This window comes from Nostoc sp. (genome assembly GCF_036917755.1).
In the GTDB taxonomy this organism is placed as follows: Bacteria; Cyanobacteriota; Cyanobacteriia; order Cyanobacteriales; family Nostocaceae; genus Nostoc.
The window spans coordinates 34,117-55,260 of sequence record NZ_JBALFC010000109.1; the positions used below are offsets into that span (position 1 = coordinate 34,117).

23 protein-coding genes, 1 tRNA gene and 1 pseudogene are annotated in these 21,144 nt (G+C 43.8%); 14 read left to right on the forward strand and 11 right to left on the reverse strand.

What is annotated here, in order from left to right; translation table 11 throughout:
• Positions 1 to 55: 55 nt before the first annotated feature.
• A complete protein-coding gene (locus tag V7L05_RS23700) occupies positions 56 to 487 on the reverse strand; it encodes a nucleoside deaminase (protein ID WP_335167659.1) in 432 nt (143 codons plus the stop codon).
• A gap of 15 nt (positions 488 to 502) precedes the next feature.
• Between V7L05_RS23700 and V7L05_RS23705 the strand changes: the two genes are divergently transcribed.
• Positions 503 to 1,426: a nucleoside hydrolase gene (locus tag V7L05_RS23705; RefSeq protein WP_335167661.1), complete on the forward strand. Its 924-nt coding sequence runs from the start codon at positions 503 to 505 to the stop codon at positions 1,424 to 1,426.
• A gap of 493 nt (positions 1,427 to 1,919) precedes the next feature.
• On the opposite strand, the gene V7L05_RS23710 is transcribed toward V7L05_RS23705, so the two are convergent.
• From V7L05_RS23710 to petP, 4 genes are all read right to left on the reverse strand, one after another.
• Positions 1,920 to 2,207: a hypothetical protein gene (locus V7L05_RS23710; protein WP_335167663.1), complete on the reverse strand. Its 288-nt coding sequence runs from the start codon at positions 2,205 to 2,207 to the stop codon at positions 1,920 to 1,922.
• Between the two features lie 76 nt (positions 2,208 to 2,283).
• Positions 2,284 to 3,330: a chlorophyll synthase ChlG gene (chlG, locus tag V7L05_RS23715; protein WP_335167665.1), complete on the reverse strand. Its 1,047-nt coding sequence runs from the start codon at positions 3,328 to 3,330 to the stop codon at positions 2,284 to 2,286.
• 183 nt (positions 3,331 to 3,513) lie between these two features.
• Entirely contained in the window at positions 3,514 to 4,614 is a 1,101-nt protein-coding gene (locus V7L05_RS23720) for a Get3/ArsA fold putative tail anchor-mediating ATPase NosAFP (protein WP_335167666.1), read from the reverse strand.
• Between the two features lie 121 nt (positions 4,615 to 4,735).
• Positions 4,736 to 4,924 carry a cytochrome b6f subunit PetP gene (gene petP, locus V7L05_RS23725; RefSeq protein ID WP_335167667.1) on the reverse strand — a complete coding sequence of 63 codons (189 nt, stop codon included), beginning with the start codon at positions 4,922 to 4,924 and terminating at the stop codon, positions 4,736 to 4,738.
• Between the two features lie 170 nt (positions 4,925 to 5,094).
• Here petP and V7L05_RS23730 point away from each other — a divergent pair, with 170 nt between their 5' ends.
• From V7L05_RS23730 to rfbD, 8 genes are all read left to right on the forward strand, one after another.
• Positions 5,095 to 5,331, forward strand: a complete 237-nt coding sequence (locus tag V7L05_RS23730; RefSeq protein ID WP_335167669.1) for a hypothetical protein — start codon at positions 5,095 to 5,097, stop codon at positions 5,329 to 5,331.
• Between the two features lie 6 nt (positions 5,332 to 5,337).
• Positions 5,338 to 6,096, forward strand: coding sequence for a Uma2 family endonuclease (locus V7L05_RS23735; RefSeq protein WP_335167671.1), 759 nt, complete (start codon positions 5,338 to 5,340; stop codon positions 6,094 to 6,096).
• 9 nt (positions 6,097 to 6,105) lie between these two features.
• Positions 6,106 to 6,822, forward strand: a complete 717-nt coding sequence (locus tag V7L05_RS23740) for a Uma2 family endonuclease (RefSeq protein ID WP_335167673.1) — start codon at positions 6,106 to 6,108, stop codon at positions 6,820 to 6,822.
• Positions 6,823 to 7,059: 237 nt separating this feature from the next.
• Complete coding sequence (locus V7L05_RS23745; protein WP_335167744.1) at positions 7,060 to 7,905, forward strand: ABC transporter permease; 846 nt, start codon at positions 7,060 to 7,062, stop codon at positions 7,903 to 7,905.
• Between the two features lie 339 nt (positions 7,906 to 8,244).
• Positions 8,245 to 9,318 carry a glycosyltransferase family 4 protein gene (locus V7L05_RS23750; RefSeq protein ID WP_335167675.1) on the forward strand — a complete coding sequence of 358 codons (1,074 nt, stop codon included), beginning with the start codon at positions 8,245 to 8,247 and terminating at the stop codon, positions 9,316 to 9,318.
• A 98-nt stretch (positions 9,319 to 9,416) separates the two neighbouring features.
• Entirely contained in the window at positions 9,417 to 10,493 is a 1,077-nt protein-coding gene (locus V7L05_RS23755) for a glucose-1-phosphate thymidylyltransferase (RefSeq protein WP_335167678.1), read from the forward strand.
• Between the two features lie 118 nt (positions 10,494 to 10,611).
• Positions 10,612 to 11,157, forward strand: a complete 546-nt coding sequence (gene rfbC / locus V7L05_RS23760) for a dTDP-4-dehydrorhamnose 3,5-epimerase (protein ID WP_335167680.1) — start codon at positions 10,612 to 10,614, stop codon at positions 11,155 to 11,157.
• Positions 11,158 to 11,195: 38 nt separating this feature from the next.
• A complete protein-coding gene (gene rfbD, locus V7L05_RS23765; RefSeq protein WP_335167682.1) occupies positions 11,196 to 12,086 on the forward strand; it encodes a dTDP-4-dehydrorhamnose reductase in 891 nt (296 codons plus the stop codon).
• A 100-nt stretch (positions 12,087 to 12,186) separates the two neighbouring features.
• On the opposite strand, the gene V7L05_RS23770 is transcribed toward rfbD, so the two are convergent.
• On the reverse strand, positions 12,187 to 12,927 hold the full coding sequence (locus V7L05_RS23770) for a 2-phosphosulfolactate phosphatase family protein (protein WP_335167684.1): 741 nt from the start codon (positions 12,925 to 12,927) through the stop codon (positions 12,187 to 12,189).
• 1,065 nt (positions 12,928 to 13,992) lie between these two features.
• Here V7L05_RS23770 and V7L05_RS23775 point away from each other — a divergent pair.
• The 3 genes from V7L05_RS23775 (at position 13,993) to V7L05_RS23785 (ending at position 15,452) form a co-directional block, all read left to right on the forward strand.
• Positions 13,993 to 14,412, forward strand: a complete 420-nt coding sequence (locus V7L05_RS23775; protein WP_292770778.1) for a BlaI/MecI/CopY family transcriptional regulator — start codon at positions 13,993 to 13,995, stop codon at positions 14,410 to 14,412.
• Entirely contained in the window at positions 14,412 to 15,251 is an 840-nt protein-coding gene (locus V7L05_RS23780) for a M56 family metallopeptidase (protein ID WP_335167746.1), read from the forward strand. Before V7L05_RS23775 ends, V7L05_RS23780 begins: the two co-directional genes overlap by 1 nt.
• Positions 15,252 to 15,314: 63 nt before the next feature.
• Positions 15,315 to 15,452 (forward strand): hypothetical protein, encoded by a 138-nt coding sequence (locus V7L05_RS23785; RefSeq protein WP_335167686.1) that lies wholly within the window; start codon positions 15,315 to 15,317, stop codon positions 15,450 to 15,452.
• Positions 15,453 to 15,610: 158 nt separating this feature from the next.
• On the opposite strand, the pseudogene V7L05_RS23790 reads toward V7L05_RS23785, so the two are convergent.
• From V7L05_RS23790 to V7L05_RS23810, 5 genes and pseudogenes are all read right to left on the reverse strand, one after another.
• A pseudogene (locus V7L05_RS23790) lies at positions 15,611 to 16,156 on the reverse strand (aminotransferase class V-fold PLP-dependent enzyme); the annotation flags it as partial.
• A gap of 67 nt (positions 16,157 to 16,223) precedes the next feature.
• Positions 16,224 to 16,295: transfer RNA gene (locus tag V7L05_RS23795), tRNA-Asn, on the reverse strand.
• 142 nt (positions 16,296 to 16,437) lie between these two features.
• Positions 16,438 to 16,989, reverse strand: a complete 552-nt coding sequence (locus V7L05_RS23800) for an NYN domain-containing protein (protein ID WP_334949733.1) — start codon at positions 16,987 to 16,989, stop codon at positions 16,438 to 16,440.
• A gap of 359 nt (positions 16,990 to 17,348) precedes the next feature.
• A complete protein-coding gene (locus V7L05_RS23805; RefSeq protein WP_334949734.1) occupies positions 17,349 to 18,026 on the reverse strand; it encodes an ABC transporter ATP-binding protein in 678 nt (225 codons plus the stop codon).
• A 13-nt stretch (positions 18,027 to 18,039) separates the two neighbouring features.
• Positions 18,040 to 18,312: a hypothetical protein gene (locus V7L05_RS23810; RefSeq protein ID WP_012410874.1), complete on the reverse strand. Its 273-nt coding sequence runs from the start codon at positions 18,310 to 18,312 to the stop codon at positions 18,040 to 18,042.
• Positions 18,313 to 18,647: 335 nt separating this feature from the next.
• Between V7L05_RS23810 and psbD the strand changes: the two genes are divergently transcribed.
• The gene (psbD, locus tag V7L05_RS23815) at positions 18,648 to 19,703 is read left to right on the forward strand and encodes a photosystem II D2 protein (photosystem q(a) protein) (RefSeq protein ID WP_335167688.1); all 1,056 of its coding nucleotides are present in this window, start codon (positions 18,648 to 18,650) and stop codon (positions 19,701 to 19,703) included.
• A 776-nt stretch (positions 19,704 to 20,479) separates the two neighbouring features.
• Positions 20,480 to 20,764, forward strand: a complete 285-nt coding sequence (locus V7L05_RS23820) for a 4a-hydroxytetrahydrobiopterin dehydratase (RefSeq protein ID WP_335167690.1) — start codon at positions 20,480 to 20,482, stop codon at positions 20,762 to 20,764.
• The last annotated feature ends 380 nt before the right edge of the window (positions 20,765 to 21,144 follow it).

Below are 21,144 nucleotides of genomic sequence, written 5' to 3' on the forward strand. Positions count from 1 at the left end.
ATCGCACTTGCCATAATTCTGCGATCAAAAGTCACCTTAACAGCGCTACTCCTAACTAATTACCGATATCTTCATTCCAAAGTTCCGGGTTAGTTTCAATAAACTCACTCATCATTTGTTCGCATTCGTCAAGATTAAGATCAATTACTTCCACACCGTGAGATACCATAAATTCTTTAGCACCAGGAAAAGTTCTGGATTCTCCAGCGATAACTTTTTTAATGCCAAATTGCACCACTGCCCCAGCGCACAGATAACACGGCATTAAGGTTGAATAGAGTGTTGTACCTCTGTAGCTGCCAACTCTCCCAGCATTGCGGAGACAATCGATTTCGGCGTGAGTCACAGGATCGGCATCTTGCACACGTTTATTGTGTCCTCTGCCGAGAATTTTACCATCCTTGACAAGAACCGAACCAATGGGAATTCCACCTTCTTGTCTGCCTTGTTTTGCTTCTTGAATTGCAGCTTTTATAAACTCATCCATATTAATTCTCCTTTTATGACAAAACAACTAGTATTAATGGATCACGATGGCGGTGTAGATGATTATCTAGCAACTATGCTGCTGTTGACAATGGATCATATTGAACTCCTTGGTGTTGTCGTCACTCCAGCCGATTGTTATGTCCAACCGGCTGTTAGCGCCACACGTAAAATTATCGATTTGATGGGATTTTCTCATATCTCGGTTGCAGAAAGTACTGTGCGCGGTATCAATCCATTTCCTACTCTCTATCGCCGTGATTCGTTTATCGTTGACCATCTCCCCATTCTCAATCAAAGCGAAACCATCACTACGCCTCTGGTTGCTGAAACAGGTCAAGATTTCATGATACAGGTGTTACGTGACGCATCAAGCCCGGTAACGTTGATGGTAACGGGGCCGTTGACGACGGTAGCAGTAGCTTTGGACAAAGCACCAGAAATTGAAGCGAAGATTCACAAAATTGTGTGGATGGGGGGTGCGTTGAATGTTGGTGGTAATGTGGAAAAAAGTTTAGAAGCAGGACAAGATGGTTCCGCCGAATGGAATGTTTATTGGGACGCAATTTCAGCAGCGCGGGTATGGCAAACCCAAATTGAAATTATTATGTGTCCTTTGGATTTAACTAACAATGTCCCAGTCACATCAGAATTAGTGCAAAAAATGGGGCGACAACGCCACCATCCCATCTCTGATTTAGCCGGACAATGTTATGCACTAGTTATCCCCCAGGATTATTATTTTTGGGATGTGCTGGCAACAGCTTATCTGGGACACCCGGAATTTTATCAGTTGCGCGAATGGGAAACAGAAATTATCACCACTGGTGTCGGTCAGGGACGTACTAAAGTAGTCTCTGGTGGTCGGAAAATTTATGCAATGGATCAGGTAGACAAAGAGGCTTTTTATGCTTATATCTTGCAGCAATGGGCAAGATAAAAAACTAAAAATTCACATCGTAAAAGGTAATCCAGGTGTCTGCGATCATAAGTCCTCACTCCGTGCGAATGATAGCAGCTTATTCATTATATCTAAAGTCATAACTGTAGCCTCTTGAAAATTAACTTCATATTGTGAGGTGTTGCTCACTCACTCTAAGAGGATGTTTGACTACTCTAGCTATCGAGAAGTTGAACCAGAGAATCAGGGTTATGGGACTTGCGAGGGCTTCTCTGAGTTGCATTTAAGCCTCAAGCTGACATTACTGAGTTAACTCTGCCAGCTTTCGAGCCATTTCAGCATCAAAACCTTTAGGGTAGGTATCGGGTTTCAATTGAGAAATAATTACTCTTTCTATTGACTGGTTTGGATCGGATGAAGAGGCCATAACTTCTACTTCAAAACTTTTTGGGTTTTGAAGATTGAACCTCGGGGTTTTGAACCTGCATTCTTATAATTCACCCTTTCCTCATCTCTTTTATTGTCGCACTCCCTAATATAGATAAGGATTCGTCTTCGGTTGATAGTCAGAACAATTGATCGCTTCTTCTGTGTTGGCAATAGATGGGTGTACTGTACATTTAAGACGGTAATTATCGGTAAAAAATTGGCAACCAGTACAGGGAATTTGATGCATTTGCTTGGCTGTAGTCACACTATCTCGCGCCGCCGCCCAAAGACTCAAAACAACGAGAATAATTACAGTCCAAGCAACGACAAAGCAAATCGGGACTAACAAAGGTTGAATCCCATGAATGAGGAAAGATATCAGTTTAAACACGGTATGTTGTGATACAAATTAGGAGTTAGCAGTATATTAACTCCTAACTCCTAATTTCTCACTATAAAAGTATAAGTTAAACGCCAGCATGACCCAGCGCTAAACCTGTTACCAGCATTCCCAGAACCAGGAACGGTTGGGCGCTGGCTTGGTACTTAACATCATTCTTCACGGGGTCGCGCAGGAAATACATATCCTGCAAGGTGATTTGCGGGATGATTAACAATACTAGTATTGCTGCGTACAAATTCTCATGGATACTGACGAGATAAGCTGCGATCAATCCTTGAAAGACATCAATCGTCACTACACAAATCCAAGCCGCAGTGGTGATGCCAAACATTACGGGTAGTGAATTTAATCCTAGCTGCCGATCGCCTTCTACACTCTTAAAATCATTGACAATGGCAATACCCAATCCAGCCAAGCTGTAGAACATTGTCAAAATCACAATTGTGGAATTCAGTTCGCCAAACAAAGCGTGTCCTGTAGACCAAGGTAGGGTGATATAGCTTGCACCCAAGGCGTAGCTACCTAACCAGCCGTTTTGCTTGAGTTTCAGGGGAGGTGCAGAATAAATGTAGGCGATGAAAGAACCGATGATTGCGATCGCTGTAATTGTCGGGAATTCATGACCCGACCACACATCTAGCACAAATGCTAAACTAATCCCAGCAATCAGTAATACCCAAATCTGAATAATTACCTGGGGTAGGGGAATTGCCCCAGAGGGGATGGGGCGATAGGGTTCATTGATCGCATCGATTTCGCGATCGTAGTAATCATTGAGGATTTGGGTGTAACCTGTCATTAATGGCCCAGCCAATAACATACAGGCTGCTACCTTCAACACATTTTCCAGAGTCCAAGTATAGTTACCAGAAGAAGCCGCACCACAGACTACGCCCCAAATTAGGGGAATCCAGGTAATCGGCTTCATTAGCTGCAAACGAATTTTCCAAATTGAAGTTTCCCCAGGTGCTGCACCTTTCATCCCCAAAAGTTGCCTAGTTTTCGCACTGCGATCGGCTGATGCGATTGCTTGCTCGTTGGGATTATTTACCACTGAGTCTAGCGCCTCAGATGGGTTGGGATCTGGGGTAATGGGAGTTGATTCTGACATAATTTTTACTGATTAATAGGGCATTGGGCATTGGGAATGGGGCATTGGGCATTGGGCATTGGGCATTGGGCATTGGGTATTGGTTATTAATTTTTCTCCCTCACTCCCTCATCTCCCTCATCTCCCTCATCCCCATCATCTCCCACGCCCCATGCCCCATGCCTTATTCCCCATTCCCATAACTTAAAACGAAATTATCAAATAATTATTCTGAAACTTTGCTCCAGCAACGGGTCTGCCACTTAAAGCCGGGGGCAAGGGAATATTGCGTCGCTGATCTCCTGCTTCTACGGTGACTTCTGGCCCATATTGGGTAAGCTTGACCTGCTTTTTGTCAAATCCTGGCAAGAATAAGCGTACTTGACGATTGTGGATGTCTATTTCAATTGGTTTGGGAGCCTGTAATGCTTGTACTTCAAAATTGGGTAGGGCATCTATCAGTGGTTGCCAGTCACCTGTTGGCGAGTCGGGAACGACGCTCACAGGTAAGGGTATAAATTCCTCTGGCAGGTTGACATTCACCTCAGTAGACACAAGCAGAACACCACCGACAGTTAAACCGATTTGTTGAGCGCTACCCCACAAATAACGGGCATTTGCTACCTCAATGGGATCTCCTGTGGTCACTAAGAAAGCAGCGAGACGCTTGGGGTCAGCAAGAGCATCTCTCCCCTTCTCTAAGAAATTATTGACTTGGTTCGTGGGTCCTGCAAAGTTATCTGCTGTCCAGTTGACATTGAAAAAACTGCTAATCAGTGGTTGAATCAAGGGCGATTCAGTAATCGTCTTCCCCAAGTCGGAGTTGACAAACAATTGCCGAAATCGCCGGACATACCAACTGAGAGATTCTGGCAAACCCAACATTCGCAACGTTAAAGAGTCACCTGTGCCATCGTAGACGATCGCATCATATTTGCCACTGGCATCATATTCGCGGATAGCATTCAATGCCAGGGCGGTGTCCATCCCCGGCAACACTACCAGTTCTTGACCAAAAACGTCTTTGAAGATGGGTGTGCGGAGATATTGTGCCTCAAGTTTCTTCACTTCATCCCAGTTGCGTTCTAGTAGTACAGATGCTTGAAACTGGACTGCTTGCAAATTGGGAGCGATTTCCTGGGGATCGGCAGCAATGGAAGTACCGAGCAGAATTGCCAATGTTGGTTCTGCTTGTCCTGCTAGAAGTACGCGCTTGCCTTGACTTGCCAATAATTTGGCGGCGGCGATCGCAATTTTGGTACGAGCGGTGCCGCCTTTGCCCAAAAATGTCAATATTAGAGCCATTAGTTGATTCCTATTTTCACCGCCGAGCTTTTCAACTCCAACTTAGCACTCAATAAAGACTCTGGGCCTGTGCCTTCAACTTCAGATGCCAAGAAAAGCCCGGTTCTGAGTTCTTTAACTACTACACAGCTTTGATTTCATCTTCAAAAAACCAAGTGGAAGAATTGTCGTCAAACAACACTACTACACCGATCCCACCATCAATGACTTTGTAGCCTTGGATGATACCCACTTGTCCTAGTTTTTTCACAATTGGGGGAGAAACGCGATCGCGCAAACGAAAAACTTTAACCTTTTGTCCGATTTCCATGCCTGATTACAATGCAATAAACCAAGTCCCAGTGTAGCCGAATCCGTGACTCTGCTCTCACAAATTCAGTTGAAATGAGGAGGGATGAGGGGGAGAATCATAACTCCAAACTCCAGACTTCTGACCTAACAGCTTAAAATTAAATCAACAACCAAACTCTTATATACCCAATGTTTGTCACAGTGCAAGAGCTAGAACAGCAGATGCCCGATGCAACTGTAGAAGGAGGTAAATTGCGCTACTTTACACCCGATGGTGATTTAGTTCCAACACCAGAGGAAGCTGCTATTGCAGCGCAGCAACAAGCATTGGAAGCACAATTGCAGTTGGAACAAGAACATCAGCGTGCAGAACGATTGGCAGAATATTTGCGATTGCAGGGAGTTGATCCAGATAATTTGAGATAAGTGAATATGTATCAACCAATTCCACCTCGTCCGCCCCAAGAAACCATGCCGACGATGTATGATTTACCTAGTGAATTAGTCGGGGAATCAGGTTTGCCAGACGAATTTCATTGCATTCAGGCGGATTTACTCAGTGAAACTTGTCAACCTCCCAACTATTCATCTGAGGAAATTTTAGTTGCTAGTGACTTGAACCTTTACTACGACCCCCGCCATAGCTTATGGTACAAACGTCCTGATTGGTACTTAGTTTTGGGAGTACCTAATACTGGTCAACAACTTGACCTCCGCTTAAGTTACGTCGTTTGGCAAGAGGGAGTCGATCCATTTTTAATCGTGGAATTACTTTCCCCAGGTACTGAACAAGATGACTTGGGACAAAGATTAAGGGAGGTAAATCAACCCCCGACGAAGTGGGAAGTATACGAAGGGATTTTGCGGGTTCCCTACTACGTTGTTTATGACCGTTATGAAAATAATCTCCGCGCCTTTCGACTCACTGGCACTAGTTATGAGGCAATTTCCCTAACAGAAAACCGTTTCTGGCTGGACAAGTTAGAACTAGGATTGGGACTATGGCAGGGTACTTATCAGCAAATAACAGGTTTATGGTTACGTTGGTATAATACCGCAGGTTGGGTGCCAACGTTAGCGGAACGGGCCCAACAAGAGCGCCAACGAGCTGAACAAGAGCGCCAACGGGCTGATAGACTAGCAGAATATTTGCGATCGCAAGGAATTGATCCAAACAACCTACCCGAGTAAAAGGTAGCCATGACTACAACCATCAAAATAGTCAATCCCAACATCGAATATCCCAGTTCCGACGGTGAACCATTGGCAGAATCATACCTACATCTCTACGCAATTCTCAGCACCCTAGAAGTAATTAAACAATACCTAGCAGGTAGACAAGCCACAGTTTTAGCAGACCAATTTCTCTACTATGCTCAAGGTTTTCCCAAATTAAGAGTTGCACCCGATGTGATGGTAATTTTTGATGTGCCGCCTGGAGGTCGGGATAGTTATAAAGTTTGGGAGGAAGGTCAAGTTCCCCAGGTGGTATTTGAAATGACTTCTCAAGGAACTCAAAAACAAGACCAAGAGCAAAACAAAAATCTCTATGAACAATTAGGGATTTTAGAATATTGGTTATTTGACCCCAAGGGGGAATGGATTGAAGAAAAGTTAAGGGGATATAGGTTAGAGGGTGAGACTTACCAGTTAATTGCCGATAGGATCTCTCAACCTCTAGGATTAAGAGTGGCGGTGGAGGGAGAATTATTGGGATTTTATCGTCTAGATACGGGGGAGAAATTACTAACACCGACGGAGTTAGCTGAACAATTACAACAAGAACGTCAACGGGCGGAACAAGAACGCCAAGGGGCGGAACAAGAACGTCAACGGGCGGAACAAGAACGGCAACGGGCTGATAAATTAGCAGAATATTTGCGATCGCAAGGAGTTAATCCAGATAGTTTGAGTTAAGCAAAAACTTACCCTTTTCACAAAGAAAGCAGCGTTATCCACAGGAGTTATATTTGTAATAAAAATACACCTGAAAATAGCCGATTCATTGTATAATCACCAAGACAATTTAGGTACTATTTTCTGGTAATAATCTATTCTTTAAGGAAGACAAAAGTACTTTCATAGCTATAAAGCTTTATAGAGAAAAATTGGGTGTGTAAGTAGTGAACGAGGAAGCGGTAATTGTTACGAACAATGCGAGGATTTGTACGTCAAGCAGGCAATCTCAGGCGCATACTGCCGAAAAATGAACGGTTTTGGGCAAAGTTTAACTTGTTGAGAACTTTGGTGCGTCGGGATTTAGAGGCGCGGTATAAGGGTTCTGTTTTAGGCAATTTGTGGCCTTTGCTAAATCAGCTATCACTATTACTAATTTACACTTATGTCTTTTCGGTTGTGTTAAAGGTAAAGTTAAGTCTGAAAACTTTACCAGAAAATAACTTCACCTTTGGTTTGTGGCTATTTGCGGGATTAGTGCCTTGGATTGCTTTTAGTGGTGGTTTGAGTCAGGCTGCTAGTTCCGTAATCGGACAACCCAATTTAGTCAAGAAAGTGGTGTTTCCTCTGGGATTGTTACCGCTAGTGCCAATTTTATCAACGTTTATTGAGAGTTCTTTTGGTTTAATAGCATTGATTCTTTTTGTAGCGATCAGTTCTCATACTCTACACACTACCTTGGCGTTGTTGCCGTTGTTGTGGCTAACGCAGTTATTGCTGACAGCAGGGTTAGGTTATTTGACGGCGGGACTAACGGTATTTTTGCGAGATATCCCGCAGACTTTAGGGGTAATTTTAAATATTTGGATGTATTTGACACCAATTATTTATCCAGCCTCAGCAATTCCAGAGAAATGGCGGGGATGGGTATTTTGGTTAAATCCGATGACAGCGATCGTTGAAGGATATAGAGATTTAATTTTAGTAGGAGAAGTCAAACATTGGGGCGAGTTAGGAGTTTCCTCGCTAATTGCGTTAGTAATTTTTTGTGGCGGATTGTGGTGTTACCGTCGCCTGCGTCCAGCTTTTGCAGATGTCTTGTAAGCACGACATGAATCTTGAAGTGTAGATGCCATAATTGTCTTTTCCAAGCCGCTTCACTATCAGAACGGCAAGCAGCAGCAAGAATTGAAGCACGAAAACGTCCCTTTGAAGAGAAAGTGCTATTACAGGTGGTTAGAGGCACTTACCACTGTAGAAAGCCTTGTAAGTAAGCATACACGAATAGTTATTTATTTTAGAAAAATATACAAATTCAACTATACAAATACTCAGATTAACAAAGCTTATTTGTTACGCGTTCATTTTGATTGCTATCAAACCTCAAGTTGCATTTGGTAAAGTTTATAGTGTATTACTCTATTGGAGGCGATCGCTACCATTTTGAGGCATCAAATCATAGTTAATTTGTCTGTTGCCAGCACTAAACCTACAGGCATAACAACCTACGCCAATAATTTGTTTCCTTACCTTCAGTCACTGAATCCGACATTATTGATTTCACGGATAATTCCCAATTACACTTGCTATTCAGTGCCTGAAAACTTAACACCTGATCAAGGCAGAAAAGGTCATATTCGCCGGCTGATATGGACACAATTTCAACTACCACAAATATATAAAAATCTCAAATCGAGTCTCTTATTCTCCCCGCTACCGGAAGCACCCCTTTATAGCAATTGTCGTTTTGTCGTCACATCTTTTGACATGATACCGTTGCGCTTTGCCAAACGCTTCTCACCACTCACACCCTACCACCGCTACTACACTCCCCAAGTTCTTAACCAAGCACAACACATTATTTGCATCTCCCAGACTACGGCTAAAGACATCACCGATTTTTACCAAATTCCCGCCAGCAAAATTACTCCGATTCCTTTAGCGCACGATCGCACTCACTTTTACCCTCTCAACCTCCCCACCAGCAACTACTTTCTCTACATTGGTCGCCAAGATCCTTACAAAAACATCCAGCGACTCATCAGTGCTTTTGCTGTGTTACCTAACTGCAAAGACTATGAACTATGGTTAGTAGGGCCAATTGATTCGCGTTACACCCCTACTTTAAAAGTGCAAGTTGCAGAACTAGATATAACTAATCAAGTAAAGTTTTTAGACTATATTCCTTACAGCGAATTACCAAAAATCATCAATCAGGCGATCGCACTAGTTTTCCCCAGTCTCTGGGAAGGTTTTGGTTTACCTGTTCTGGAAGCAATGGCTTGTGGTACTCCCGTCATTACCTCCAATCTCTCCTCCCTACCAGAAGTTGCTGGTGATGCGGCGATTCTGATCAATCCCTACAATACAGGAGAAATTACAGAAGCAATGCAGGCGATCGCAACTAATTTCGAGTTGCGATCGCGCCTTTCTAGCCAAGGTATTACTCACTCTCAACAATTCAGTTGGGAAAAAACAGGAAAAGCAACCGTCGAAGTTTTATCCCGTTACATATAGATAGATAAACTAGCACCAAAATTGGATGCAAGGATTTGGGATTTTGTCAAGATTTCAGATTATCTTGACTAATGAGTTGTAATTAATCCTCAATCCTGATGAAAGCACTAATTCTCTCTGGTGGTAAAGGTACACGCCTACGTCCCCTCACCTATAGCGGAGCAAAACAACTCGTACCAGTTGCTAATAAACCTGTTTTATGGTATGGCATTGAAGAAATGGTCGCTGCTGGTATTACTGATATTGGCATCATCATCAGCCCGGAAACTGGGGCAGAAGTCCAAGCGAAAACCGGAAATGGAGAATACTTTCGAGCGAACATCACCTACATCATACAAGACCAGCCACTTGGACTTGCTCATGCAGTCCAAGTCGCCCGTCCCTTTTTAGGTGATTCTCCCTTTGTCATGTACTTGGGCGATAACCTGATTCAACTAGGTGAGTTAAGTTACTTTCTGCAACAATTTAGCCAACAACAGCCGGATGCTTTGATTCTCTTACGTCAGGTTGCCAACCCTAGCGCCTTTGGTGTAGCTGAGGTAGATGCAACAGGACGGGTATTACAGTTAATTGAAAAACCTAAAGTTCCTCCTTCAAATCTGGCATTGGTAGGGGTTTATTTCTTTTCTCATATCATCTTTGATGCGATCGCAAATATTCAACCTTCCACCAGAGGCGAACTGGAAATCACTGATGCTATTCAATACCTGATTAATCAAAAAAAGCAAGTTTTAGCCTACAATCTCCAAGGTTGGTGGCTTGACACTGGTAAAAAAGATGACTTATTAGAAGCTAACCGATTAATTCTCGACACCTATCTGACAAGATCAATTCTCGGCGAAGTTGATACCCAAAGTCAGATTATTGGACGAGTCCAAATCGGTACAAAATCTCAAGTAATTAATTGCACAATTCGGGGGCCAGTAGTCATTGGTAGCAATTGTCATTTAGAAAACTGCTTTATTGGCCCTTATAGTAGTATTGCTAACAATGCCACACTCATTGATACCGATTTAGAAAACAGTGTTATTTTAGAAAGTGCTAAAATTGCCGGAATTCATCAGCGCATTATAGATAGTGTGATTGGGCAAAGGGCACAATTGACTCTTGCACCCCGTCGCCCCAAAGCCTTGCGATTTCTGATTGGCGATGACTGTCAAATTGAACTAACGTGATTTACTTATTAAAAAGAGGACAAGCGATCGTCAAAGGTTGAGTACAGTGCCTGTAAAATATAAATGCGAAATTAATCTGACAATCAGAACACTGCGGCACATCCTATAAATAATATTAATGAGCATTGTACATACCAAAATTCCCGAAGTTTTACAATTTGAACCCCAAGTATTTGCAGACGATCGCGGTTTCTTTTTTGAAGCTTACAACGATCAAAAATTTGCTCAACAGACAGGTATTGTTACGAACTTTGTCCAAGATAACCACTCTTATTCTAAGCAAAACGTCCTGCGTGGGCTGCACTACCAAATTCAACAACCCCAAGGTAAACTTATTCGTGCTGTTGTCGGCACTATTTTTGACGTAGCCGTAGATATTAGAAAAAGCTCTCCTACATTTGGTAAGTGGGTGAGTTCTGAACTAAGTGCTGAGAACAAACGCCTACTATGGATACCACCAGGCTTTGCTCACGGCTTCCTCGTGCTTTCAGAAATAGCTGAAATTCTCTACAAAACTACAGATTACTACGCGCCCCAAAGCGATCGCACAATCCTATGGAACGATCCAGATTTAGCGATCGATTGGCCCCTGAATGCGCCACCTATTTTATCAGCTAAAGACCAAGCTGGTAAACCTTTGAAAATTGCTGAAATATTTGATTAAGTACTTTCAAATTCAAGTAAGTTTCAGAACTAATCAGAATGAGTAAATCAATTCTGCTGATTGGTAACAACGGTCAAGTGGGTAAGGAACTGCAACAAATCCTCGCATCCTACGGCGATATTATCTCAGTAGCACGCCCAACAATAGACCTTGCCCAACCTGATACCCTCCGCAGTGTTATCAGATCAAAGCAGCCGCAAATCATCATTAACGCCGCAGCTTACACGGCTGTAGACAAAGCTGAAAGCGAACCTGAACTTGCTACCGCTATTAATGCTACTGCACCCCTAATTCTTGCCCAAGAAAGCCAGAAATTAGGAGCTTTTCTAATTCATATTTCCACCGATTACGTTTTTGATGGCAATGGGTGTAGTTCTTACCAGGAAACCGATGCGACTAACCCCTTGAGTGTTTATGGTAAAACCAAACTTGCTGGAGAAGAAGCTATTCGGGAAACTTGCACCCATCACTTCATCCTCCGTACTGCTTGGGTTTATGGAATCTTTGGCAAAAGTAACTTTGTCAAAACCATGCTGCGACTAGGTGCAGAACGTCAAGAACTCCGTGTTGTGGCCGATCAAATTGGTAGCCCGACTTGGGCGCAAGATATAGCCACAGTCATAACCCAGATGATTCCCCAATTAACCCTAGAAATTAGCGGCATTTATCACTACACTAATAGCGGCGTTGCTAGCTGGTATGACTTTGCCGTTGCCATTTTTGAAGAAGCCCAACAGCTAGGCTTTCCTTTGAAAGTTGAACGTATTGTCCCCATTACAACCGCCGAATATCCCACACCAGCCCGTCGCCCTGCTTATTCCGTCCTTGCTTGTGGAAAAATTTCCGCAATACTAGGGACTTATCCCCCCCATTGGCGACAAAGACTCCGACAAATGCTCACAGATTTTAAAATAGGGCATAGGGCATAGGGCATAGGGCATTGATTATTTCTGCTTCATCCCCCTCATCTCCCTCATCTCCCTCATCTCCTTCATCTCCCTCATCTCGCCATTCCCCATTCCCCATTCCCTATTTCCTATGACTTTTTAAAACTCCCGTTTCTCGTTGTATGGGCAAGACATCTAAAATATCGGTTTGGGAACAATATTTTAAATCTTCTTGACAGTCAAGACGCAACAATCGTTGACCATGACTAGCTTGATGAAGTAATCCCAATAAGTTATCTTGCCATTGAGAGTAAAGAGCGATCGCACTAATTACTTCATCGTTACCAGCTAGTTCTTCTACTGACAACGTGGTTTGCTGTAAAAGACTATGAGCGATCGCACCTGCACAAACTGTATCCTCTAAAGAAAAACTGCCTTCCCAACCTGAACCGACAATCCACACTGTCTCTGGTTGCAACTCTAGGAGAAATTGCACCACCGCCGCCCGGTTAATCAAGGCTGCTGCTAATACATTTGGGGAGTCTTCTATCCGTTGTAAAGCACGAGTGCCATTTGTGGTACTGATAAACAAACGCCGCCCCTCCACCAATTCTGGTGTGCAGTCGAGGGGAGAGTTACCCAACTCAAAGCCAGCGACTTTCGCGCCGCCGCGTTCTCCAGCCCGCAGACGTTTTTGGGCAGGCCATTTTTCGCTAACTTCAATTAACTGATCTAAATCGCTGAATACTTGTACAGCTTCGCCTCCAGCTGCCAAAACTGTCGCAATTGTGCTAGTGGCTCGCAATACATCGACTGCGATCGCACATTCTGGTACTTTATCCGTTGGAGTCAATTCAGGAGTGTGATATACGAATAGCTTCACGCGCTGGATACACCTGCTTTAATACTACTGCCGCAAATAATATTCTACCTAGTTGGCGTCACTACTATAACCACAATTGCTCCTGGAGCGTTTTTTACCATCAAAATACAAAATGTATCTCATTCAATAGATAAATGGGAGTGGGGAAGAAATCCGCTCATTTGGGGCGGGGTTTTAATTCAAAAAGCCCATTTTTATGCTTTTAGACTTTCAGACTTACTGCACTATCTTGTAATCTGACATACTCCTACATTGATGCAAGCATACAGTGTAGGCATCTGGGTGACTCCCGGTATCCCGTCGACATTATCTGAGCTTTGTTTTGAGTCCACGAGATGCCCCTCCGCAGACTTTGAACAAGTACCAAGCGAAAAGTGTGGTCTTGGGGGTTTTCCCCATGAACAACTTTTCAAGACAAATATGTTTTACCTTAGTACCGCTCTTATTTTTACCCATTCACGGAGACGACACAAAAATGTCTGATTCTTCAATGGAACCCCATATTCTAGATTGTCTAGGTTCAGTGTACGACCAGCATTTATGCCTACGGCACGCTCTTCGCGTTCGGCTTTGTCTGTACTTATTTATAATACGATTGATTGCGGTAAGTAGGTAGGCACAATTAAACTGAACTACGTGAACTTATGTAAAGTACCAAAAATGCTTGCAATATAGGCTTTTAAGCGATTTACACTTCTTAATCTAGTTGTGCTTTTTAACGCCCACCTACTTATTTATCTTAAGAAATATAATGAATATGGGTCATGGCACGAAGAAAGTAATTAATTGTTCTGGCTACACAAAAAAACATTAATTACTATCTCTCTCCACTCCCGCGTATTCATGAGCCAGCGCTGTAGAAGGGTTTCCCGTCGCTCTCGTCTGGCGTCCCCACACTCACTTTTAGGAGTGTGGGGCTTCTACTGTTTTAGCTAAAATAAGAACAGACATTCTAAATCGGGAAAAAGTTACAGCTTCAAGGTTACACCGCAAAGAGACAGATATTCACTCACTCCCCACTCCCTATTCCCCACTCCCCATTCCCCACTCCCCATCAAAATCGCTATGGCACCTTTACCCGACTACCGCCCTAAACAACTATCTTTAGGCCCATTGGAAGCGGAAATTTTAAATATCATCTGGGAACTTGGTTCAGCCACAGTAAAGGATGTACACGATCGCATACTGGCTGATCCCAACCGGGAATTAGCTTATACTTCTGTAACCACCGTTCTACGACGCCTCACTGATAAAGGTTGGCTAGCCTGCGATAAGAAAGAGCGAGCATTCTATTGGCGGCCAATGCTGAGTAAGCAGCAAGCAGATGTTATCAAAGCTCACGAGCAGTTACAGCGATTTCTGGCGGTGGGGAACCCCGATGTTGTTGCTGCCTTTGCCGATAGCCTAGATGAAGCCGCTAGTGAGCAAATCGCAGCGATCGCTAAACGCATTCAATCTGCACGCCAAGCCAGGGAGGAAAAATGATGCATCTAATAATGATTTTGAATGCTTTGGCAGTTGCCTGGTGGTTAAGATCCTCTTGGAATCAACCCCAAGGCAGTTGGAGTTTGCGGTGGAGGCGATCGCTATTTCTATTCCTCTTCCCGCCCCTGTTAATTTTCATGACAGCGATCGCTGTGCTGTTTATGGGCCCCCAAGGACAAATGGGCGGGATGTACACAGGCTCGATCAGCTATGTAGTGGCATTAATTTATTTGGCATTTTTTGCCATTTTATGTATTAAACTTGCCTTCCAGGGTTGGCAGTCTGTGGAATCTGCGCGTAACTGTCCTCTGGTGAATTTGGGGGATAAACGAGCCAGGTTACTGCAAACGGGCGCATTGTTTGCGGGTCAAATTGGTTTTTGGCAACCAGAATTAGTGATTAGCCAGGGATTACTGCAAACTCTCTCACCAGATCATTTAGAAAGCGTCTTAGCCCATGAGCAAGGGCATCACTATTATAGGGATACATTCTGGTTTTTTTGGCTGGGTTGGGTGCGTTCCTGCACTGCATGGTTGCCGAATACAGAGCCTTTGTGGGAAGAACTGTTATCTTTGCGCGAACTCCGTGCCGACGGTTATGCAGCATTGCAAGTAGACCCTCTGGTGTTAGCGGAATCACTTTTATTAGTAGTCAGCACCAGCCTAGTATTATCGGAAATTTGCTGTGCTGCATTGGGTTCCTCTGGTGCAGATCGCTTAGAACAAAGAATAGAAGCCCTATTAGCGCCACCAGAACCAATCCAAGAAACTCAATTGCAGTCCTGGCATAGTTTTCTTTTGGCATTATTGCCTTTAGTAGCTGTGATATTTCACACTTAATAAGTAATTTGGCCTAAATAATACAATCATGGGGGCAGTCAATTAATAATTGTACTGACAACTATGCCGTATGTTAAAAATGCAAATATCGACGCGATCGCTTACTATTCCTCAAATACTAGGCAGGAAGGTAAGCGATCGCTGTTTTTTGGTTCTTTAGTTAACAAGCAAGTGACATCTGGTCGCCGTAAAATCGTTTAAGACGTGGCACTAACTGATTTTTCCAGCAGTTAGCCAAGTCTTTTAGTTCAAGAGTAAAAACAGTTGCATCTGTGTAAGGGTGGGCAACAACAATTAGCGCATGACTAATTTCCAGATTGTAAAAGTTCCGAAGAGGTTCCTCTGTGCCTTGGATATTTTGGCACAACGGCCATTGAACCAATCATTTCCTCTGGACAAGGCAGCTGTACTTCCAGCGCTTCACAAAGTAGCTGTCTTGCCTGCAACACTAGCTGATGATTTTGCTGCATCAATTCTGTCCACCCACCAGGTAGCAAGGAACCCATAAAAGCGATCGCTTCTGGTACACACATATAAGCTGTCGGATCGTCTGTACCTGTCCAGTCAAATTCCAACTGAAAGCGGGTTTTATCAGTGCCTAGCGAATTTGTGCCGTGGCTGGTTGTAAGTATTTCGTCCTCTGGTGAAAACGTCAGCGACCTTAACACCGAATTAACGCCAGTCGTCGCATTAGAGACAAATACTAAATCCTGGACATCAGCACCTACAAACACCGCTAGCCTACTTCTCGCATCGTCTAGCAGGGGTTGCCACTCTCTACCAAAAAAGCGTGTGGGTTCCTGTTCTAACTGCGATGTCTAACGACAAGCCGCTTTGCGTCTACGCAAACGTTGTTGAAATTCCAGCACTTGTTTAGGACAAGCACCAAAAGACCCATGATTCACAAAGGTAACATACGAGTCAAGTCACCATAGATTATCTGTCACTAATCTAGAATCCAAAATTGCTAAACTCCCCAGGCTGGATTCGAACCAGCGACCAATCGATTAACAGTCGATCGCTCTACCACTGAGCTACTGAGGACCACCCACGATTTATAATAATAGGGCTAAAAATAGGATTTGGCAAGTACTTTGGCCAATATTTTTTTAAATGCTTAATTATAGAAATTTTGCAGCCAAAATCCATTCAGAAACTTAAGCAGAGACTTTTAAATACTAAATATTTACTGTAATCCCATTCGTAATTCAGCCAGACGCTGCCGCGCCTTAGCATCAATGGCATTAGCTAAAAACCTACTCTTAGATTGTTTGCGCGTATGATACTTCTGTCGCATCCGACAGACTGTAGCTTCCACTTCCCCACAGAGTTGTTGTGCTGACAACCATTCAGCCCCATACCCTTGTATCATCAGCTGCTGTGCCCGATCTGATGTAGCGACAATCACACGAGAAATCAAACATTGGGCTATTTGCTGGCGAAAAGAAGCACAAGATTTTTCAATATAAGTATCTGCTGTCTGCCCAAAATCAGTGTAATAAACTGATAAAAGCTCAGTAATAATTTCTTTATTACTAGAGCAATTCTGATATTGGGCATCAAAAACTATTTGAGTTGCATAACCTTGAAACGCACTATAACCAGTCATCGCTTCCACAAGTTCGCCCCGTGCTGCCTCTAGTCCAACACTATCACGCGTTTTTTTAAGGCAAGGCCAAGCGCCTATTATATTGTAGCCGTCCACTAACAAAACGGCTTGGAGTAAGGAACGGGACATGGTTTTTAATCACAATTTTCTAGAGTTTACAAAATTCATTCATAAGTTTTATAATAATTGATGCGTTGTGTGTAGCACTATGTTACACAAGACAAAAATGCGATAAGCTCATAAAACTTACCTTAAAATAGACGCACTAATTTAAAACGCGCCTTTTGAACAAAGGCGCGTGGCATTACTTTATTTAACAGTGCTGAGTTAAAAGTCACTTAACTTCTGTTCGGCGTAAGCTGCCGCTCAGAGTTCTCACGCTCGTGCTGAGTGAAAAGACCGCCCACACAGGACGAAGCATGTACTCGGCGCAAAAGTCCGTCCTGAGTAGTTTTTACTTTACTCAGAACTCGTGACTCAGCACTTAATTAAGAGGCTTCGCTGTCTACCTCCATCAGACGTTGCTTAAGGCGCTGGGCTTCACCCCCATCAACAAGAGAACCTTTTTCTAGTAAGAAAGCGCCGTCACAGTAATTTAACTCGTCTAATCGATGCGTTACCCACAGGGCTGTAAGACCTCGACTTTTGACGAGGCGGCGGACACCAGCAACTAAATCCAGTTGGCTATCTGGATCTAGTAAGGCAGTGGGTTCATCTAATAATAAGACTTCACAGCGACGGGCGATCGCACCAGCGATCGCGACTCGCTGTTTCTGTCCCCCAGAGAGTGCATAGATAGGGCGTCGTTGCAGGGTAAGCAAATTCACCGCCCCTAGCGCCTCCTCAACCCTGGCTCTGGTAGCAGCAGGCGGCAACTTTTCTTCCACCAATCCAAAAGCCACATCAGCACCAACCGTTGGCATCACCAGTTGATGATCAGGATTTTGGAAGACAAAGCCAACGGGGTGCAAAACCCGAATTTCGCCAGATTCAGGAGCTAATAGCCCCGCCAGCAGTCTAAGTAACGTTGATTTTCCACTGCCATTTGTACCCAAGAGCATCCAAAACTCACCCTTGGGTACTTCTAAAGAGCAAGATTTGATGACTTTCTCTCCATTCGGCCAGCTGAAATTTAAATCCTTGACCTCAATGCCCACTTGAGCCATTTGTCAACCTTGGTTACTCAGCAGCTACAGCGAAAAAGCCAGGAGGTCTGCCACCACCAGGGGTTGTACCATCTTTCTGAACAATCTGCACCCCAGAAATTTCACTAGCGCGGACAGCAATTTTTTTCTCTGTCTTGCCCTCGCACTTGAGTTCCACAATGTCAGGGTTCCCAGAGCGTATAGCTGCCAAAATTAGCTGATAGACAGCCTCAGCATCCTCTGCTGACTTACGTTGTACTGAGATCGGGAAAGCAGTGTTTCTGATGCTTAAATCGATGGTAAACATTTAGCAATAATCAAATTTAACTGTGGACTCATTTTAGCGTCAGCTGAGTGATTCTAGGGAAATGGGCATTGGGCATTGGGCATGGGGCATTGGTATCTCCCTCATCTCCCTCATCTCCCTCATCTCCCCCATCTCCCTCATCTAGAGGAAAAATTAATTTTTATAACAAATCCCCTAGAAAAATTAGCGATTTGCACCTAATATGATTAAAGGTATGTAAAAAATTGTAAACTTGGTTAACAACCCAGTTAACTTTCTGCTTATAGAAGGCTTTTATATAGCCATCTATAATACAGATACAACCTGTACTTATAAACATTTGGAGATTTGCTCTCATGACCATCGCAGTTGGACGCGCCCCCAGTAGAGGGTGGTTTGACGTTCTAGACGACTGGCTCAAGCGCGATCGCTTCGTATTCGTAGGTTGGTCAGGGATACTATTATTCCCCTGCGCCTTCCTAGCACTAGGCGGTTGGCTGACCGGCACCACCTTCGTCACCTCTTGGTACACCCACGGATTAGCCTCCTCCTACCTAGAAGGTGCTAACTTCCTCACAGTGGCAGTATCCACCCCCGCCGACAGCATGGGACATTCCCTATTGCTGTTGTGGGGACCAGAAGCCCAAGGCGACCTCACCCGTTGGTTTCAACTGGGTGGCTTGTGGCCATTCGTGGCTCTACACGGAGCCTTCGCTTTGATTGGCTTCATGTTGCGGCAATTTGAAATTGCGCGTTTAGTAGGTATCCGTCCTTACAACGCCCTCGCCTTCTCTGCCCCGATTGCGGTATTCGTCAGCGTGTTTTTGATGTACCCCTTGGGACAATCTAGCTGGTTCTTTGCACCTAGCTTTGGCGTCGCGGCAATTTTCCGGTTCCTACTATTCCTGCAAGGCTTCCACAACTGGACACTCAACCCCTTCCACATGATGGGCGTTGCTGGTGTATTGGGTGGTGCTTTATTGTGCGCCATTCACGGAGCCACGGTAGAGAATACCTTGTTTGAAGATGGTGAAGCTTCTAACACCTTCCGCGCCTTCAATCCCACCCAGTCAGAAGAAACCTACTCAATGGTGACGGCAAACCGTTTCTGGTCACAGATTTTCGGGATTGCTTTCTCTAACAAGCGCTGGTTGCACTTCTTCATGTTGTTTGTGCCAGTCACAGGCTTGTGGATGAGTGCCGTCGGCATCGTCGGTTTAGCACTCAACCTGCGGGCTTATGATTTCGTCTCCCAAGAATTGCGGGCGGCGGAAGACCCAGAGTTTGAAACCTTCTATACCAAAAACATTTTGCTGAATGAGGGTATCCGCGCTTGGATGGCTCCTCAAGATCAACCCCACGAACAATTTGTATTCCCTGAGGAAGTTCTACCTCGCGGTAATGCTCTCTAAGAATTAAAATCCGACCATGACCCATGACCCGAATTAAGGCTGTGGTTCTGGAAAATTGACACCACCCAGATTAAATAACCTCCTTGTAATCACCCTATAAAGTGTCAATATTCCCCATTCTCCAGTGATCTCCCGCCTTTTGGTGGGGGATTTTTTATATATATGGTTAATATCTCTAAATTTATGTGTTATATTAGGTGAAGGTGATAAACCCAGAGTAAATACTCTGCCCTTTTAAAACTAAGACCGCTTAGGCAATAAGGAGGTGATGCCCATGATTGAAAGTAGTAAAAGCATGGGTCATCAGGTTGCAGTTAGCCGGCTGTGTGCCGGGGCTGTTCTTTAAAGTTAGCCTTAGTCATCTTGAGAGACTAAGTTAGCTCAAGTAGCTAGGCAAAGCTAGAAGTTCCTTCCGGCAGTCTGGTTGCAACCTGAAGACCCGCTAGACCGCGCTGGTTTAGATCAACTGATCTAAACCAGCGCGGATAGTTTTTTGTGGGTGACTTTTGTTTTATCAAGGGTTGCTGTTAAAAACTTAGATGGGGATGCTAACGCATTTAAGTTTTCTTAAAAAGAAAAATATTTTGCATTAAACCTTGGAGTCTGACCAGATGTGAGCAATAGGGTCTATCTACCAAGTATGATTTAAATATACACACAGGCATTATGCCTTAGTTTGTCCTCCCATACTTTTTATGTGGAAAATAAAATAGGGTTTTGCCTTTGTCAGATGCAAGATGTAACATATCAAACATATAATATAGGAATTTTTTGATATGGCACAACTACTAACTGAAGTGGAAATTCAAGAACAGGCAAAGGTTCTGTTAGGTTGGACTGTTGAAGACTCCAAGAAGTTGCAAATTACCCGCACATTCAAGGATTTTATCCAAGCAATTGAGTTTGTCAATAAGCTGGTGGAGCCGGGTGAGTCAGCAGGACATCATCCAGATATAGAGATTTCCTACAACAAAGTGAAGATTACACTGACAACACATGATGCAGGCGGGTTGACGCAGACAGACTTTGATGTAGCGCAGGTGATTTCCCAAATCAACTAAGTGATTTCTTCTGATCTTTCTGACATCACCAGGGGGACTACCCTGTGAGAAGGCTTTGCCTAAGTTTGTATATAGCCGACGAGTGTGTTTTAACTGGTATGGGATTTATACTAGGGCTAAGTGCAAGAAGCGATTTTTATTGACAGGCTGCTAAGTGTCTAAAGCTTTGAGTAATTTAGCCTCTGTAGGAAGCAAATGCCCTAAACGCTACCTCCTGCTTAGATATTTAGATCAGTATGTGTGACAGTTACTAAGGCGATCGCTCTCATCTTGCCATCTAGATCGAATGTTTTATAATGTTATGATATAAAGATATGTTTTTGCATAAGTTAATCACATAAGTTTTTAACCCTAAGTTAATCGTTTATTAGCTTTGCAAA